We start from the raw sequence: 16,097 nt of genomic DNA, 5'->3' as shown, positions 1-16,097 counted from the left end.
GGGTCGGCCCCGTCTTCTTCAGGCGGTCTTCTGGGCCAGGGCGGCGAGCAGCTTCTCGTGGATGCCGCCGAAGCCGCCGTTGCTCATGCACAGCACATGGTCGCCCGGGCGGGCGACCTTGACGATGGCGACCACCATCGCGTCGATGGTGTCGCAGACCTGGGCCTGGGCGCCCATGGGCGAGAGGGCCTCCCGGGCGTCCCAGCCCAGGCCGCCGCTGTAGCAGAAGGCCAGGTCGGCCTCCTCCAGCGCCCAGGGCAACTGGGCTTTCATGGTGCCCAGCTTCATGGTGTTGCTGCGCGGCTCGAAGGCAGCCAGGATGCGATGGTCCAGCCCCACCTTGCGGCGCAGGCCGTCCAGCGTGGTGCGGATGGCAGTGGGGTGGTGGGCGAAGTCGTCGTAGACCTTCACCCCGCCCGCCTCACCCCGCAGCTCCAGGCGACGACGCACGTTCTGAAAACGGCCCAGCGCGGCGGCGCTGACCTCGGGCGCCACGCCCAGGTGCTCGGCCGCCGCGATGGTGGCCAGCGCGTTGAGCTGGTTGTGCTCGCCCAGCAGGCTCCATTCCACGCGAGCGATCTTCATCGCGCCACGCAGCACGTCGAAGGCATGGGGTTCACCGCGCGCGCGCAGCGCGCCCGGATCTTCCTTGCGGGCGCCAAAGCGCTGCACCTGACTCCAGCAGCCACGCGCCAGCACCCGCTGCAGGGCTTCCTCGCGGGCGTTCACCACCAGGCAGCCGGTGGAGGGCACGGTGCGAACCAGGTGGTGGAACTGGGTCTCGATGGCGGCCAGGTCCGGGAAGATGTCGGCGTGGTCGTACTCGAGGTTGTTCAGGATGGCCGTGCGGGGGTGGTAGTGCACGAACTTGCTGCGCTTGTCGAAGAAGGCCGTGTCGTACTCGTCCGCTTCGATCACGAAGGCGGAACCATTCCCGAGCCGGGCTGAGACGCCGAAGTTCTGCGGCACGCCGCCGACCAGGAAGCCGGGCTGCAGGCCGGCCTCTTCCAGCACCCAGGCCAGCATCGAGGTCGTGGTGGTCTTGCCGTGGGTGCCGGCCACGGCCAGCACATGGCGGCCTTGCAGCACATGCTCGGCCAGCCACTGCGGGCCGCTGGTGTAGGGCAGGCCAGCGTCGAGGATGGCCTCCATCAGCGGGTTGCCTCGGGTGACGACGTTGCCCACCACGAAGAGGTCGGGCTGGAGCGAGAGCTGCTCCGGGCCGAAGCCTTCGATCAGGTCGATGTCCAGGGCCCGGAGCTGGTCGCTCATCGGCGGGTAGACGTTGGCATCGCAGCCGGTGACGGTGTGGCCGGCTTCGCGCGCCAGGGCGGCCAGGCCACCCATGAAGGTGCCGCAGATGCCCAGGATGTGAATGTGCATGGCAGGGGAAAGGTGGCGCGGGCGGGCGATGCCCGCGCGGGTTCAGCAGGTGAAGCTCTGTCGGCCAGCCCACTCATCCCCGGGGACGAGGGTGATGGGATCGCGCACGCAGGCGGCTTCGACGCAGAGCATGTGCCGCCAGTCCTCTGCGGGCAGGTCTGTCAACTTGGACACACCTTCGGAGCCGGGGTTCCAGACCACGACATCCTCGAAGTCGCTCAGGCTGATGCGCAGTTTGCGGCCCAGTTCGCGCAGGATCAGCTGGCGCGGGGCCTGGTGGTAGACGCGGTCGATGGCGCCGATCACCGCGGTGACGTCGCCCCACTGGTCGCCTTCCACGCCCAGCAGTGCGTCCTCGTAGTGGCAGCCCTGCAGGCCTTCGAGCTGGGCCTTCTCGACGTTCTGGCTGCGCAGGTAAGTGTGCAGTGCAGCGTGGAAGTCGAAGGGGGTCTCACCGGTGTTGGTGATGCACAGCTCGATGTCCAGGTCGCGCCCGGCCACGCTCACCGTCACCTCGGCGGTGAAGCCGTGGGGCCAGTGGGTGCGGGTGGCCAGGTCGTCGGTGAAGCGCAGCGTCGCGATGGCGTGCTCGCCCCGCACCACCACTTGCACCGGCGTCCAGCTGCGGGTGCGCACCAGGCCGTGGCGGGGCAGCGGGCCGCGCTCGTTGAACTGCGGGAAGATCACCGGCACGCCCCCGCGCACCGAGGCGCCTACGCCGTAACGGGCGGTCGGGGACAGGTAGAGCTGCTCTTCGCCACCGGCCGGCACCCAGGACACCAACTGCCCCCCGTGCAGCAGCACGGTGGCTTGTGCACCGTCGGGCGCGCGCAGGTGGACGGCGGGTTGGCCGCGGAACTCGGTCAGACGGATATCGCTCATGCTGAGGCCAGGACGTCCTTGGCGGCGGCGAGGGTGGCGTCCAGGTCGGCGTCGCTCAGCGCGGCGCTGGTGAAGCCAGCTTCGTACAGCGCCGGAGCCAGGTAGACGCCGCGCTCCAGCATGCCGTGGAAGAAGCGGTTGAAGCGGGCCTGGTCGGTGGTCATGACCTGCTGGTAGTTCTGCGGTAGCTCGGGCATGAAGAAGAAGCCGAACATCCCGCCTTCGCTGTCCACGCTGAAGGGCACGCCGGCGGCATCGGCCGCGGCTTTCAGGCCGGCCATCAGGCGCCGGGTCTTGGCGTGCAGGGCCTCGTGGAAGCCCGGCTTGGAGATCTCCTTGAGCGTGGCCAGACCGCAGGCGGTGGCCACCGGGTTGCCCGACAGGGTGCCAGCCTGGTAGACCGGTCCCAGCGGGGCCAGGTGCTGCATGATGCGCCGGCTGCTGGCGAAGGCTGCCAGCGGCATGCCGCCGCCGATCACCTTGCCGAAGACCGAGATGTCGGGTACGAAGCCGGGGATGGCCTTGGCATAAAGGCTCTGGGCCGAGCCCAGGGCCACGCGGAAGCCGGTCATCACCTCGTCGAAGATGAACAGCGCGCCATGCTGGTCGCACAGCTCGCGGATGCGCTTCACGAAGGGCACGCTGGCGCGCACGAAGTTCATGTTGCCGGCGATCGGCTCGATCATCACGCAGGCGATCTCGTCGCCGTGGGCTTTGAAGGCGGCCTCGATCTGTTCGACGTTGTTGTACTCCAGCACCAGCGTGTGCTGCACCACCTCGGCCGGCACGCCGGCGCTGGTGGGGTGGCCAAAGGTGGCCAGGCCCGAACCGGCCTTGACCAGCAGGGCGTCGGCGTGGCCGTGGTAGCAGCCTTCGAACTTGATGATCTTGCTGCGGCCGGTGGCCCCGCGGGCCAGGCGGATGGCGCTCATGCCGGCCTCGGTGCCGGAAGACACCAGGCGCACCTGCTCGATGCTGGGCACCAGGCCGATGATGGCCTCGGCCAGCTCGACCTCACGTTCCGTGGGGGCGCCAAAGCTGAAGCCCTCGCGGGCGGCCGACAGCACGGCCTCCAGCACGGCGGGATGGCCGTGGCCCAGGATCATCGGGCCCCAGGAGCCGATGTAGTCGATGTAGCGCTGGCCGTCGGCATCCCAGATGTAGGCGCCTTCGCCGCGGGTGATGAAGCGGGGGGTGCCGCCGACGGCGCGGAAGGCGCGCACCGGCGAGTTCACACCACCCGGGATGGACTGTTGGGCCCGTTCGAACAGTTGGACATTAGTGGACACGGCGGCGGCCTCCGGGCGCGGCAGGGGGTTCATCGGGAAAGCTGGGGGTGGGTCCGGGCGGATTTGGCGCGGGCTCGCCCTCGGCGGCTGTTTCCTCTTCCGGGGGCAAGGCCCAGAAGAATCGGTCGGGAATGACGTGGCCCATGCCGGGGCGGAAGCCGGCATCCAGGCTCTGGTCCAGGAACTGCAGGGCTTCGCCGGTGGCGGCCTGGATCTCGGCACCCACGGCCAGCAGGGCGGCCAGGGCGGCGGACAGGGTGTCGCCCGCACCGACGAAGCTGACGTCGAAGAGCTCGAACTTCTCGCCGGTCAGGGCCCCCTGGGCCGAGGCCAGCACGTTGTCGATGAACTGCCCGGCCTTGGCCGGCAGCATCACGCCGGTTACCAGCACGTAGCGGGTGCCGTGCTCGGCGGCGGCCACGGCCAGTTCGCGCGGTGAGGCTGGGCGCTCCGACTCCCATTCGGGCAGCAGGAAGTCGGTCAGCGTCTTGTGGCTGCCCACCAGCACCTCGGTGGCCGGCAGGATCAGTTCCCGGAAGGCATCCAGGTAGCTCTGGTGCTCGTCCTCCTCCAGCCAGGACAGGTTGGGCAGGTAGGACACCAGGGGTAACTCGGCATAGTCCGAGAGGATCTCGGCCACGGCGCTGACGTTCTCGGCCGAGCCCAGGAAGCCAACCTTGAAGGCACTGGCGGTGACATCCTCAAGAATGTTGCGGGCCTGTTCAACTACCGCGTCGCCCTCGATCAAGTGCTGGTCGAAGACTTCGGCCGTGTCGCGCATCAGCAGCGTGGTCACCACCGGCAGGGCGTGGGCGCCCATGGCCGCGATGGTGGCGATGTCACCTGCCACGCCGCCGGCGCCGCTGGGGTCGCCGGCATTGAAGCTCATCACGCAGGCGGGCGTTGCGCCGGCGTCCTGGGCGGTGCCATCGGGAGTGGAGGCGTCGGGGGGGGATTCAGTGTTCATGGCAGGGACCGGTCGAAGAAATAGGCAGTGGGCAGTCCGGCCGACGCGGGATCGTAGGATGAGTCGGGATGATGTTGCGCAAGTGTCGATAAAACCTTGTCGTAACCTAGCATCCCCTCGCTATACTCGGACGGATTGTAGTGATCTGGCTTGGATACCGTGAGCGAAAACACAACCTGGATGTGTCTCATCTGCGGATGGATATACGACGAGGCTGCCGGTGATCCCGAGCATGGCATTGCCCCGGGGACCAAGTGGGCGGACGTGCCCATGAACTGGACCTGCCCCGAGTGCGGTGCGCGCAAGGAAGATTTTGAGATGGTTCAGATCTGAGCTGCATCGCGATGTGCGAGAGGCAGGACGGTCAGACCCGTTGGGATGTAATTCGTTAAGGGGCGCGAGGTGACCGATTTGGGTCTGACGCAAACTGCGTCGCCAACCACCCGGGTACTGGTGATTGACGACAGCAACACCATCCGGCGCAGCGCGGAAATCTTTCTGCGCCAGGGCGGGTACGAAGTGATACTGGCCGAGGACGGTTTCGATGCCTTGGCCAAAGTCAATGATTTCGAACCTGATCTCATCTTCTGCGACATCCTGATGCCGCGGCTGGATGGCTACCAGACCTGCGCCATCATCAAGCGCAACCCCCGGTTCGCCCAGGTGCCGGTCATCATGCTGTCCTCCAAGGACGGGGTGTTCGACAAGGCCCGCGGTCGCATGGTCGGCTCCGACGATTACCTGACCAAGCCTTTCACCAAAGACCAGTTGCTGCAGGCGGTGGCGCATTTTCGTGCGCTGGCCGTGCAGCGGTGATGCCAGCCGCGGCCGGGGCGACCATTGAGGTGTGCCTTGCCGTGGCGGTGCTGTTTTGCAGGGTAGCTTCATGAGCATCCAGAACATCCTTCTCGTCGACGACTCGAAGACCGAGTTGCATTACCTCTCGGACATGCTGACCAAGCGCGGCTTCAGCGTCCGGACGGCCGAAAGCGGCGAGGAGGCCCTGCGCCGCCTGTCCGAGGCCAAGCCTGACCTGATCCTGATGGATGTGGTCATGCCCGGCACCAACGGCTTCCAGCTGACCCGCACCATCACCCGCGATCCCCGCTATGCGGATGTGCCGGTGATCATGTGCACCAGCAAGAACCAGGAGACCGACCGGGTCTGGGGGCTGCGCCAGGGCGCACGCGACTATGTGGTCAAGCCGGTCGATGCCGATGACCTGATGGCCAAGATCCAGGCTCTGGGCTGAGCAGGCGGCGATGTCCAACAAGGAAGCGCTGCGAGAGCTCCAGGTTCGGCTGGCCAACCGACTGCAGGCCGCTCGCGAGCGGCCCCGCGAAGCGGGCTGGCTGGCGGTGGAATGCGCGGGAGCCGGTCTGCTGCTGCCCTTGGGGCAGGCTGGCGAGATCCAGTCCCTGCGGGAAATGGCCCCGGTGCCCCACGCCGCACCCTGGCTGGTCGGGGTGGCCAACGTCCGCGGCCAGCTCAATGCGGTCATGGACCTGGCCGCCTTTCTGGGCCTGCGGGAGCGGGGTTCGGGTGCACGTACCGGGCAGCTGGTGGTGTTCAACCCCGGGCTGCGGGTCAACTCGGCCTTGCTGATCGACCGTCTGGTCGGTTTGCGCGACAGCGATCAGCTGCAACGCGTGACCGAGGAGACAGGGCCTCGTCCGGCGTTTGCCGTGCGGCAGTGGCGCGATGGCCAGGGCCGTGTCTGGGATGAACTGGATCTGGCGGCGTTGGTCCAGGATCCGCTTTTTCTTGAAGTGGCTGCGGGTTGACGTGGCTGTCCTGTCGTGATTCGAGGCATTCCCTGAGAGGATGAGATGAGCCTGCTCGATCAGTTGAAGAACAAGTTTGCCGCCCGGTCGGCCTCTCAAGAATCCGATGCCGTGGAGTCTCCTGCGCCTGCGGGATCGACAGGGGCGGATCACGAGGTTGATCGCCTGCTCGAGCAGATCGATCAACGCCTGGAGCAGTCCGCCGGAGGGGCTGAAGCCCCGTCCCCGGCGGCGGCCTTGCCGCCGGAGGCCGAGGATCCTGGCCTGTCCCAGCTGCCCCCGGATGTCTCCACCTTTGGCGAGGAGTCTTCGGGGCTGCCGCTGATCGGCCGTCGTCCCCTCTACGAGCAGCAGCGTCTGCTGCTGACGATGGTGGGTGCGGGCGCGGCGATCTTCGTGATCACCGGTGCCCTCTCGCTGGGTGCCGCCAACCGCCAGGCCAGTCAGCTCTCGGCCACGGGTCAGGCGCTGATGCAGTCGCAGCGGCTGGCCAAGTCGGTGTCCCAGGCACTGGTGGGCAGTCCGGCGGCCTTCCCGGAAGTGCGAGAGAGCGGCCAGGTGCTGGCCCGCAACCTGCGCGGCCTGGCCAAGGGCAACGAGGATCTGACCGCCGTGGGCGGTGGCACCCAGGACGTGCTGTCGCCGCTGCTGCCGCTGGTCGACCGCGCCGAGAAGAACGCCGGTGTGGTGCTGGCCCAGCAGACCGTGCTGACCCAGGTGGGGCAGGCGCTGCGCCTGATCAACCGCCAGTCCTCCGACCTGCTGGAAACGGCCGAGACCGTGTCCTCGCTGAAGCTGCAGGGCAACGCCTCGCCGGTGGAGATCTCGGCCGTGGGCGAGCTGGTGATGCTGACCCAGCGCATCGGCAAGAGCGCCAACGAATTCCTGACGCTGGAGGGTGTGAGCCCTGAGGCCGTGTTCCTGCTGGGCAAGGACCTGAACTCCTTCCGGGAGATTGCCGACGGCCTGCTGCGTGGCAATGCCGAGTTGCGCCTGCCCGGCACCAAGGACGCCGCCACCCGCGAGCGCCTGGAACAGCTCATCTCGCAGTACGAAGAGACCCGGGCGCAGGCCACGGCCATTCTGGGCAACCTGCAAGGCCTGGTGGCTGCGCGCGAAGCCCAGAACGCCATCGTGGCGGACTCCGAACCGCTGCGTAAGGGTTTGGAGCAGGTGCAGCGCAGCCTGGAAAGCGGTGGCGGCCTGAGCGCCGGCTACCTGATCGCGCTGCTGGCCTCCGCCGCGGCCATCCTGGCCGGCGGTGCGGGTCTGCTGCGACTGTATGTGCGCAACCAGGCCTTGCGGGCCCAGCAGGCCGAAGCCCAGCGGGTGGCCGCCGAGGACCAGGAGCGTGAAGCCAAGCGCGTGAACGACGCCAACCAGGCGGCCATTCTGCGGCTGATGAACGAACTGCAGACGGTGGCCGAGGGCGACCTGACCCAGCAGGCCACGGTGACCGAGGACATCACCGGCGCCATCGCCGACTCGGTGAACTACACGGTGGAAGAGCTGCGCTCCCTGGTGGCCCAGGTGCAGGGCACGGCGGCCCGGGTGACGGAGACCACGCAGCAGGTGGAGCAGACCTCCACCGAACTGCTGGCGGCGTCCACCGAGCAGCTGCGCGAGATCCGCGAAACCGGCGAGTCGGTGCTGCAGATGGCCGTGCGCATCAACCAGGTGTCGGCACAGGCCCAGCAGACGGCCGCGGTGGCCCGTCAGTCGCTGGAAGCTGCGGACTCCGGCCGCAAGGCGGTGGCCGACACCATCGACGGCATGAACACGCTGCGCGAGCAGATCCAGGAGACCTCCAAGCGCATCAAGCGACTGGGTGAATCCTCGCAGGAGATTGGCGAAATCACCGAGCTGATTTCCGACATTACCGAGCAGACCAACGTGCTGGCGCTGAACGCCGCCATCCAGGCGGCCTCCGCCGGTGAAGCGGGTCGGGGCTTCTCGGTGGTGGCCGAAGAAGTGCAGCGGCTGGCCGAACGCTCGGCCGATGCGACGCGACAGATCGCGGCCCTGGTGAAGACCATTCAGACCGACACCCAGGACGCTGTGGCCGCCATGGAGCAGTCGACGCAGGGCGTGGTGCAGAACGCGCAGCTGTCCGACGCGGCCGGTGCGGCCCTGGTCGAGATCGACCGCGTGACGCGCGAGCTCTCCGAACTGATCGACGGCATCTCCCACGAGGCCCGCAGCGAAGCGGAGTCCGCCAACGTGGTGGCGGCCAACATCCAGCACATTTTCGCCGTGACCGAGCAGACCGGTGAGGGCACGCGCTCGACCGCACAAATGGTTCATGACCTGTCGCGATCTGCCGATGAACTGCGTCAAACGGTGGACCGTTTCAAGATTGCCTGACCTTGCAGCAGGCAGCACGGCAGCCTGAGGGACGACATAGGAACCCGGCACGACCATGGATTCAACTCACGATCAAGAACTGCCGGGGGACCTGAGCGCACTGGCCTGGGTCCAGGATGAACTCCGCAGGACGCTCGACAACGCGCACAAGTCCCTGCGCCGTCAGCTGCGCAACCAGGAGTTGCAGCCGGCCGAGGTTCCCGCGCCGGCGTCGCACCCGGCGTTGCAGCAGGCGCGCAACCTGATCCACCAGGGCGTGGGTGCCCTGGAACTGATCGGGCAGGTGAGCGCGGCGCGCGTGCTGCGCGCCAGCGAGCAGGTCGTCCAGCGCATTGACCGGGGTGAGCTGGTCTGCGAGGCCGGGCCCGTCGAGGCGATCGAGAAGGCGTCTTTCGCGGTGCTGGATTTCCTGGGCCGGCAGCTTGCCGGTCGGGCGCCGTCCGAACTGGGCCTGTTCCCGCAGTACCGCGAGGTCATGACCCTGGCCGGTGCCGAGCGCATCCATCCCTCGGACCTCTGGGAAGCCATTCCGGTGCTGCCGGCGGCGGCGCCCTCGGCCGCCACTGCGCCCGATCCGCGTGTGCGCCAGGCGGTGGAAGCCCGTTTGCTGAAGTACCTGCGGGGCGATGTGGCCGCGGCCCGCCGCATGAGCGATGCCTTTGCCCAGCTGGGCGAGCGCACCGAGGGCCGGCTGGGCCTGGCCTGGCGCCTGGCCTCGGGCTTCTTCGAGGCGCAGGCTCAGGGCCTGCTGCCACCCGATCTGCTGGCCAAGCGCCTGGCTTCGCGCCTGCTGGTGCAGCTGCGGGCCGTGGAACGGGGCGCGCAGGACTGCCCGGACCGGCTGCTGCAGGATCTGCTGTTCTTCTGTGCCCGCGCGCGCCGCGACGACGCCCAGGCCCCGCGTCTGTCCCAGGTGGCACGCCAGTGCGCCCTGCCTGCGCTGGACGGTGCCGACTACGAGCACAGCCCGCTGGGACGCTACGACCCGGCCCTGGTGCCTCAGGCCCGTCGCCGCGTGGCCGCCCTCAAGGAAAGCTGGTCGCTGGTCGCTTCGGGCGAACTGGCCTCTCTGGCCAGCTTGCACGAGCAGACGGCCCAGGTGGGTGAGTCGATCCGCCACATCTACCAGGATGGCGAGCGGCTGGCCCAGGCCCTGCAGACGGCCACCGAGAGCGCGGTGCAGGCGGGGCGCGGTCCCTCGCCGGAGCTGGCCATGGAAGTGGCCACGACCTTGCTCTGCCTGGATGCCTCGCTGGACGAGGCCGATCCGGAGCACCCGGACCTGCAGGATCGCATCCAGCAGGTGGCCCAACGGCTGGAGGTGGTGACGGCCGGTGGTTCGGCGCCGCCGCTGGAGCCCTGGGTCGAGACGCTGTACCGCGACGTCTCCGACCGTCAGTCCATGGGCAGCGTGGTGCAGGAACTGCGTGCCACGCTGGCCGAGATCGAGCAGCAGCTCGACCGCTTCAACCGCAATACGGACGAGCGCGACGCGCTCACGCCGGTGCCCAACCAGTTCAACGCCATGCGTGGCGTGCTGTCGGTGCTGGGCCTGGACCAGGCGGCCCAGGCCGTGCAGCGCATGCGTGATGACGTGGCCGCCGTGTTGGCCCAGGATGCCGATGCCTCCCGTGCCACCGAGCAACTGGCTGACAACCTGGGGGCTCTGTCCTTTCTGATCGACATGCTGGGCGTGCAGCCCCAGCTGGCCAAGGCCCTGTTCCGCTTTGACCCGTCCACTGGCCGCTTTGCCGCCCTGATGGGCCGCGCGAAGTCGGCGGCCAAGCCGGTCGACGTGGAGCCCGCGCTGATGGACCAGGTGCAGACCCTGGCCCGCAGTGCCGAGCAGGAGGGGGTCTCGACCGAGGACCTTCATCGCCACCTGGAAGGCCTGGCCGACCAGGCCGTGGCCGCCGACCAGTCCGATGTGGCTCAGGTGGTGAGCCAGGCCCGCGAGGCGCTGGCCCAGGCACAGGACGCGCAGGCCGAGGAAGCCGCGCGGGCGGATGTGGTCCAGGCGCTGTCCGCCCTGGCCACGCCGCCGGCTCCGCCTGCGACGTTGCCGGTGTCGGCGCCCGCAGGCGACGACGATGACGACATGCGCGAGATCTTCCTGGAAGAGGCGCGCGAGGTGCTCGAACAGGCGCGGGAAGGCCTGGCGGGCCTGCGTGCGGACGCCAGCGATCTCGAGGCGATGACCACGGTGCGCCGGGCTTTCCACACACTCAAGGGCAGTTCCCGCATGGTGGGTCTCATGGCCTTTGGCGAGGCGGCCTGGTCCTGCGAGCAGCTCTACAACGCCCGTCTGGCCGAGGCGGTCGTGCGGGCCGACGAACCGCTGTGTGACTTCACCGGACGCGCCCTGGACCAGTTGGAAGACTGGGTCGGCCGGATCGCCGAAGGTCAGGACGACGCCCCCCAGGGCGCCGCGCTGATGGCCGAGGCGCAGGCGCTGCGTCTGGGAGCACAAGGCGCGGCTGTGGCAGCGGCGCCTGCCCAGGAAGAGCCGTCGGCCGTGCCGGCGGTCGAGATGCCCGAGGTTTCTGAGGTCGTGGACCCGTCGGCGGCCTGGGCCGCGGCCACCATGCCCCTGCCGATCCTGGACGAGGCGCTCACCGAGCCGGCGTCCCCGACGCCCGAAGTGGATCCTCATCTGATCGATCTGGACCTGGATCTGGATGCCGGCACGGGGCCCGCGATGGCCATGCCCGATCTGGATCTGGACCTCAGCTTCGATGCGCCTGAACCCCCCCAGGCTCCGGGCGAGGCGCCAGACCGTCTGTCGCTGCTGGAACTGCCGTCGGATCTGCGGGATGTGGTGGCCACCGGAGAGGTGGAGAACGAGCCTCCCACCACCATCGAGCCTTCGCCGGATCTGACCGGCGGGCTGCCGCCCTCCTGGTCTGACACCCAGATGGACGAAGCCCCTGAGCTTGCGGCGATGCCCCCGGCCCCGCCCCGCGAGGAGCCTGTTCTCCTGGAAGCCTGGGTGTCCGAGGAACTGCACGAGCGTGTGAACGGTCTGCAGGAAGAGGGGGCGCCCTCCGAGCCGGGCATGCTGCCGGAGACACCGGCCGAGGTGTCGTCCGGCCTGTCTGCTCCAGAGGCGGGGCCGACCGAGCCGGTCTGGGCCGAAACCGCTGCGGGTGCGATGCCCACGCCCGAGGTGGAGCCGTCGGAACAGGTGGAGCCCAGCGTGCAACGCTCCGAGTTGCCGGCCGGGCCTGCGGAGGCCGCGGCGCCGCCGGAGGATGACGCAGAGCGCTACAAGGTGGTGGGTCCGCTGCGCATCCAGATCGCGCTGTTCAACATCTACCTCAATGAGGCCGACGAGCAGTCGCGCCGTTTGAGCACCGAGCTGTCGGAGTGGCAGCTGGAGCTGGACCGTCCGGTCGGCGAGACCGCGGTCGCGTTGGCCCATTCCCTGGCGGGCAACTCCGCCACCGTGGGCTTCCAGGACCTTTCCAGCCTGGCCCGTCGGCTGGAACATGCGTTGGAACGATCTCACGCGCGCGGCCGTGGCGAGGCGGTCGAGGCCACGCTCTACCTGGCGGTGGCCGAAGAGATCCGGCGCCTGCTCCATCAATTCGCCGCCGGCTTCCTGAAGCCGGTGCAGGCCGAGATCCTGGAGCAACTGAGCTCGCACGAGCATGACGAGGTGCAGCTGATCGAGCGTCTGGCGGCCCTGGAAGAAACCGCGCAGTCCGATGGGGAAGAGCGCGGAGAAGCCGATGAGGATGCTGATCGGCCGGTGACGTCCTTTGCGGCGCTCAACCCGCTGGGCGAGATGAGGTTCTCAGCCCTGGAGCATGCCGAGCCGTCCCCCACGGCTGCCGCGGCCCCGGTGCGTGCCGAGCCTGCGGGGGCAGCCACCCTGCTGGGCGAACAGATCGAGGCGTCCGACGCGATCGATGCCGAGCTCTTCGACATCTTCGTCGAAGAGGGCGCTGAACTGCTGCCTCAACTGGCCGAGCACCTGCGCCTGTGGGAGGCCCAGCCCGATCAGATGAATGCCGGCGTGGCGGCGATGCGGGCCCTGCACACCTTCAAGGGGGGCGCACGCCTGGCCGGCGCCATGCGCCTGGGCGAAATGGCTCACCGGCTGGAGACCGCGATCGAGCGCCACATGGCCCGAGGCCAGGTGGAGACCGGTGCGATCAGCCAGCTGTACCAGGGGGTGGACCAGCTGGCCGAAGAGTTTGCCCGCCTGCAGGCCGGTGGCTTCGAGTCCCTGCCCGAGCCGGTGGAGGCACCGGTGGCTCCGCCCGAGCTGGAGCCGGTGGCGACGGAGAGTCTGGCGCAAGCCCTGTCCTCGGAGCCAGAGCTGGACGAGATCTCGCCCGTGCCGGTGTCCGATGAGGGCGCCGCTTCGGCGACACCCGCCGTGCGGGTGGACTGGTCCCGTCTGGCCAAGGGCTTTGCGGTCGCGGGCCATGCTCCGGCCGATCTGGGCACGGCCGCCGAGCTGGCCGCCGGCAGCGTGCGTGTGCGTGCGCCACTGCTGGACCGCATGGTCAGCCATGCCGGTGAAGTGGGTATTGCCCGTGCCCGCATGGAGGCGGACGTCGGCCAGATGCAGGGCAGCCTGCGTGAGCTGACCGACAACCTGGAGCGTCTGCGCCGCCAACTGCGCGATCTGGAACTGCAGGCCGAAACCCAGATGGCCACCCGCATCGAGGCGGCGCGCAGTTCGCAACAGTCCTTTGATCCGCTGGAGATGGACCGCTTCACCCGGGTGCAGGAACTGACCCGGATGATGGCCGAGTCCGTGTCCGACGTGGGCACCGTGCAGCGCAGCTTGCTGCAGACCTTGCAGGACGCGGAAGACCAACTGGCCATGCAGGCCCGTCTGGCGCGTGACCTGCAGGACGATCTGCTGCGGGCCCGGATGGTGGAGTTCGACACACTGTCGGACCGCCTTTACCGCGTGGTGCGCCAGGCGGCCAAGGAAACCGGCAAGCAGGTGCGGCTGAACTTCTCGGGGGGCGGGATCGAAATGGACCGGGCGGTGCTGGACCGCATCGCGCCGCCGCTGGAACATTTGCTGCGCAATGCCGTCGTGCATGGCATTGAGCCGGCTGGCCTGCGCGAGGCGCTGGGCAAGCCGTCCGTGGGCGGCATCGATGTGGTGGTGCGCCAGAGCGGCAATGAAGTGCAGCTGGACGTGCGCGACGATGGCGCGGGTCTGAATCTGGCCCGCATCGCCGAGCGGGCGACGGCGGCCGGCCTGCTGACCGCCGACAGCCGTCCCACCGAGGCCGAGCTGGCTTCGCTGATCTTTGCGCCGGGTTTCTCCACGGCCGACGAGGTGACCGAGCTGGCGGGGCGCGGGGTGGGCATGGACGTGGTCCGAACCGAGGTGACCGCGATGGGCGGCCGCATCGAGACCGCCAGCACCTCCGGGCAGGGCACCGCCTTCCGCATGCTGCTGCCGCTGACCACCGCGGTGACGCAGGTGGTGCTGATGCAGGCCGGCAGCCAGACCGTGGCCGTGCCCTCCACGCTGGTGGAAACCGTGCGGCGCGTGCCCGCGGCCGAGATCGAGCAGGCTTATGCGCAGGGCGTCCTGCGCCATGGCGAGGAGGATCTGCCCTTCTTCTGGCTGGGATCGCTGTTGCAGGACGCGCTGCGTGGGTCCGCCGAGGGCCGCACCCTGCCCGTGGTGGTGGTGCGCAGTGCAGACCAGCGCGTGGCCATCCACGTCAGCCAGATCCTGGGCAACCAGGAAGTGGTGGTGAAGAACCTGGGACCGCAGCTCTCGCGCTTGCCGGGTCTGGCCGGCATGTCGGTGCGCGCCAGTGGCGAGACCGTGCTGATTTACAACCCGGTGGCCCTGGTCGCGGTGTACGGTGCCGATGTCCGTGCACAGCTCCAGGCGGCCACGCAGGGCGCCGGGCCGGAAGTGCTGGTGCCGGTGGTGCAGCCGGTCGAGCCCGAGGTGAAGGCTCCGCTGGTGCTGGTGGTGGACGATTCCCTGACGGTGCGTCGGGTCACCCAGCGGCTGCTGCAGCGCGAGGGCTACCGCGTGGCCCTGGCCAAGGACGGTCTGGAAGCCCTGGAACGCCTGGCCGAGGAAACGCCGGTGGTCATGCTGTGTGACATCGAGATGCCCCGCATGGACGGCTTTGACCTGATGCGCAATGTGCGTGGGGACGTGCGGCTGGCCTCGCTGCCGGTGATCATGATCACCTCGCGGATTGCCGAGAAGCACCAGGAACACGCCCGCGAACTGGGGGTCAACCACTACCTGGGCAAGCCCTACGACGAAGACCAGTTGCTGAAGCTGGTGCAGGGCTATGTGCAGGCCAGGGTGGAGGCCTGACATGGGCGTTGGCGCGGCCGGGCCCATGGGTGCAGCGGTCGCGTCGACGCCGGGTCTTCTTGCCGCGCCATGACCCAGTTGCTGGAGCAGTTGGCGGCCCTCACCGGGCTGCGGGACCGGGATGCGCTGGACGCGGGCCTGGTCGCCGCCGTCGCCGACCTGACCCGGGCCCGGCGGGTGGCGGTGCATCGCGTGGTGGGCGACGAAGGCGCACAGCGCTGGCTCACGCGGGCACAACGCGGAGAATCTCCCCATGTGCCCGCCCTGGTGCCCTTGTGGACCGACAGCGGTGACCAGCCGGCCCTGGACGAACAGCCGGCCTGGCGGGACTGCCTGCTGACGGGGCGCCCCCGGGCCTGGCGGGCCAGTGACAGTCTCAGCCTGTTCCCCTTGCCTGGGCAGAACGGACAGGGTGGGGTGGTCGAGGTGGTGACCGAGCGGCCCCCCACACCGGCCCAGGTGCGGGGCGTCAACGCCGTGCTGGCCGTGGTGCGCAACCAGCTGGGCCTGCTGGACTACAGCGAGCGCGACACCCTCACGGGCCTGCTCAACCGCAAGAGCTTCGACGACTCCTTCTACAAGGCTGCCATCCAGCCTGTGCAGGACCTGTTGCCGGACGGACAGACGGAGCGGCGCCAGACCGCTCCGCCCCGTTACTGGCTGGCGGTGCTCGACATCGATCACTTCAAGCAGGTCAACGACAACTTCGGCCACGTCATTGGCGACGAGGTGCTGCTGATCGTTTCCCAGCTGATGTGCAGCACTTTCCGCTACTACGATCAGCTCTACCGCTTCGGGGGCGAGGAGTTCGTCGTGCTGCTGCGCTGCACGACCGAGGAAGATGCCTTTCTGGCATTCGACCGCTTCCGTTCCCGGGTGGCCACCCACAACTTCCCGCAGGTGCATCGGCTCACGCTGAGCATCGGTTTCACCGATGTGCGTCCCGGCGACACCCCGGTGGCCGCCGTGGAGCGGGCGGACCGGGCGGTCTACTACGCCAAGAACCACGGCCGGGACCAGGTCCGCAGCCTGGAGGCCCTGGTCCGCCAGGGCCGGCTGGTCGACGATGACAAGTCCAGCGAGGTGGAGTTCTTCTAGAACGCCTC

11 protein-coding genes are annotated in these 16,097 nt (G+C 68.8%); 7 read left to right on the top strand and 4 right to left on the bottom strand.

The features are described 5' to 3' along the window. Positions 1-18 precede the first annotated feature (18 nt). From mpl to thiD, 4 genes are read right to left on the bottom strand one after another with little or no spacing between them, the layout of a single operon-like run. Positions 19-1,383 (bottom strand): UDP-N-acetylmuramate:L-alanyl-gamma-D-glutamyl-meso-diaminopimelate ligase, encoded by a 1,365-nt coding sequence (mpl, locus tag M0L44_RS09040; protein WP_252769354.1) that lies wholly within the window; start codon positions 1,381-1,383, stop codon positions 19-21. A gap of 42 nt (positions 1,384-1,425) precedes the next feature. Further along, complete coding sequence (locus M0L44_RS09035) at positions 1,426-2,265, bottom strand: D-hexose-6-phosphate mutarotase (protein WP_252769353.1); 840 nt, start codon at positions 2,263-2,265, stop codon at positions 1,426-1,428. Further along, positions 2,262-3,587: a glutamate-1-semialdehyde 2,1-aminomutase gene (hemL, locus tag M0L44_RS09030; protein ID WP_252769351.1), complete on the bottom strand. Its 1,326-nt coding sequence runs from the start codon at positions 3,585-3,587 to the stop codon at positions 2,262-2,264. The genes M0L44_RS09035 and hemL overlap by 4 nt, the downstream gene beginning before the upstream one ends. Further along, positions 3,544-4,521 (bottom strand): bifunctional hydroxymethylpyrimidine kinase/phosphomethylpyrimidine kinase, encoded by a 978-nt coding sequence (gene thiD / locus M0L44_RS09025; protein WP_252769350.1) that lies wholly within the window; start codon positions 4,519-4,521, stop codon positions 3,544-3,546. Before thiD ends, hemL begins: the two co-directional genes overlap by 44 nt. A gap of 180 nt (positions 4,522-4,701) precedes the next feature. Here thiD and M0L44_RS09020 point away from each other — a divergent pair, with 180 nt between their 5' ends. The 7 genes from M0L44_RS09020 to M0L44_RS08990 all read left to right on the top strand — a co-directional run bounded on the left by M0L44_RS09020 (position 4,702) and on the right by M0L44_RS08990 (position 16,089). Further along, a complete protein-coding gene (locus M0L44_RS09020) occupies positions 4,702-4,854 on the top strand; it encodes a rubredoxin (RefSeq protein ID WP_084382701.1) in 153 nt (50 codons plus the stop codon). 69 nt (positions 4,855-4,923) lie between these two features. Then, a complete protein-coding gene (locus tag M0L44_RS09015; RefSeq protein WP_304607939.1) occupies positions 4,924-5,337 on the top strand; it encodes a response regulator in 414 nt (137 codons plus the stop codon). Between the two features lie 70 nt (positions 5,338-5,407). Beyond that, on the top strand, positions 5,408-5,773 hold the full coding sequence (locus tag M0L44_RS09010) for a response regulator (protein ID WP_256490217.1): 366 nt from the start codon (positions 5,408-5,410) through the stop codon (positions 5,771-5,773). Between the two features lie 10 nt (positions 5,774-5,783). Then, entirely contained in the window at positions 5,784-6,305 is a 522-nt protein-coding gene (locus M0L44_RS09005; RefSeq protein ID WP_252769349.1) for a chemotaxis protein CheW, read from the top strand. Positions 6,306-6,350: 45 nt separating this feature from the next. Then, on the top strand, positions 6,351-8,669 hold the full coding sequence (locus M0L44_RS09000) for a methyl-accepting chemotaxis protein (RefSeq protein WP_252769348.1): 2,319 nt from the start codon (positions 6,351-6,353) through the stop codon (positions 8,667-8,669). A gap of 55 nt (positions 8,670-8,724) precedes the next feature. After that, the gene (locus M0L44_RS08995) at positions 8,725-14,991 is read left to right on the top strand and encodes an Hpt domain-containing protein (RefSeq protein ID WP_252769347.1); all 6,267 of its coding nucleotides are present in this window, start codon (positions 8,725-8,727) and stop codon (positions 14,989-14,991) included. A 69-nt stretch (positions 14,992-15,060) separates the two neighbouring features. Further along, complete coding sequence (locus M0L44_RS08990) at positions 15,061-16,089, top strand: GGDEF domain-containing protein (RefSeq protein ID WP_252769345.1); 1,029 nt, start codon at positions 15,061-15,063, stop codon at positions 16,087-16,089. The last annotated feature ends 8 nt before the right edge of the window (positions 16,090-16,097 follow it).

Origin of the sequence: Ideonella oryzae, from assembly GCF_024055665.1 — a bacterium.
GTDB classification, from domain to species: domain Bacteria; phylum Pseudomonadota; class Gammaproteobacteria; order Burkholderiales; family Burkholderiaceae_C; genus Ideonella; species Ideonella oryzae.
The sequence above is the reverse complement of the archived record's forward strand: the minus strand, read 5'-3'. Positions and strand labels throughout refer to the sequence as shown.

Excerpts from the sequence above, each read along its gene's own strand:
- mpl (WP_252769354.1), bottom strand. The coding sequence starts at position 1,383 with ATGCACATTCACATCCTGGGCATCTGCGGCACCTTCATGGGTGGCCTG.
- hemL (WP_252769351.1), bottom strand. The coding sequence starts at position 3,587 with ATGAACCCCCTGCCGCGCCCGGAGGCCGCCGCCGTGTCCACTAATGTC.
- M0L44_RS09005 (WP_252769349.1), top strand. The coding sequence starts at position 5,784 with ATGTCCAACAAGGAAGCGCTGCGAGAGCTCCAGGTTCGGCTGGCCAAC.
- thiD (WP_252769350.1), bottom strand. The coding sequence starts at position 4,521 with ATGAACACTGAATCCCCCCCCGACGCCTCCACTCCCGATGGCACCGCC.
- M0L44_RS08995 (WP_252769347.1), top strand. The coding sequence starts at position 8,725 with ATGGATTCAACTCACGATCAAGAACTGCCGGGGGACCTGAGCGCACTG.
- M0L44_RS09010 (WP_256490217.1), top strand. The coding sequence starts at position 5,408 with ATGAGCATCCAGAACATCCTTCTCGTCGACGACTCGAAGACCGAGTTG.
- M0L44_RS09035 (WP_252769353.1), bottom strand. The coding sequence starts at position 2,265 with ATGAGCGATATCCGTCTGACCGAGTTCCGCGGCCAACCCGCCGTCCAC.
- M0L44_RS08990 (WP_252769345.1), top strand. The coding sequence starts at position 15,061 with ATGACCCAGTTGCTGGAGCAGTTGGCGGCCCTCACCGGGCTGCGGGAC.
- M0L44_RS09020 (WP_084382701.1), top strand. The coding sequence starts at position 4,702 with ATGTGTCTCATCTGCGGATGGATATACGACGAGGCTGCCGGTGATCCC.
- M0L44_RS09000 (WP_252769348.1), top strand. The coding sequence starts at position 6,351 with ATGAGCCTGCTCGATCAGTTGAAGAACAAGTTTGCCGCCCGGTCGGCC.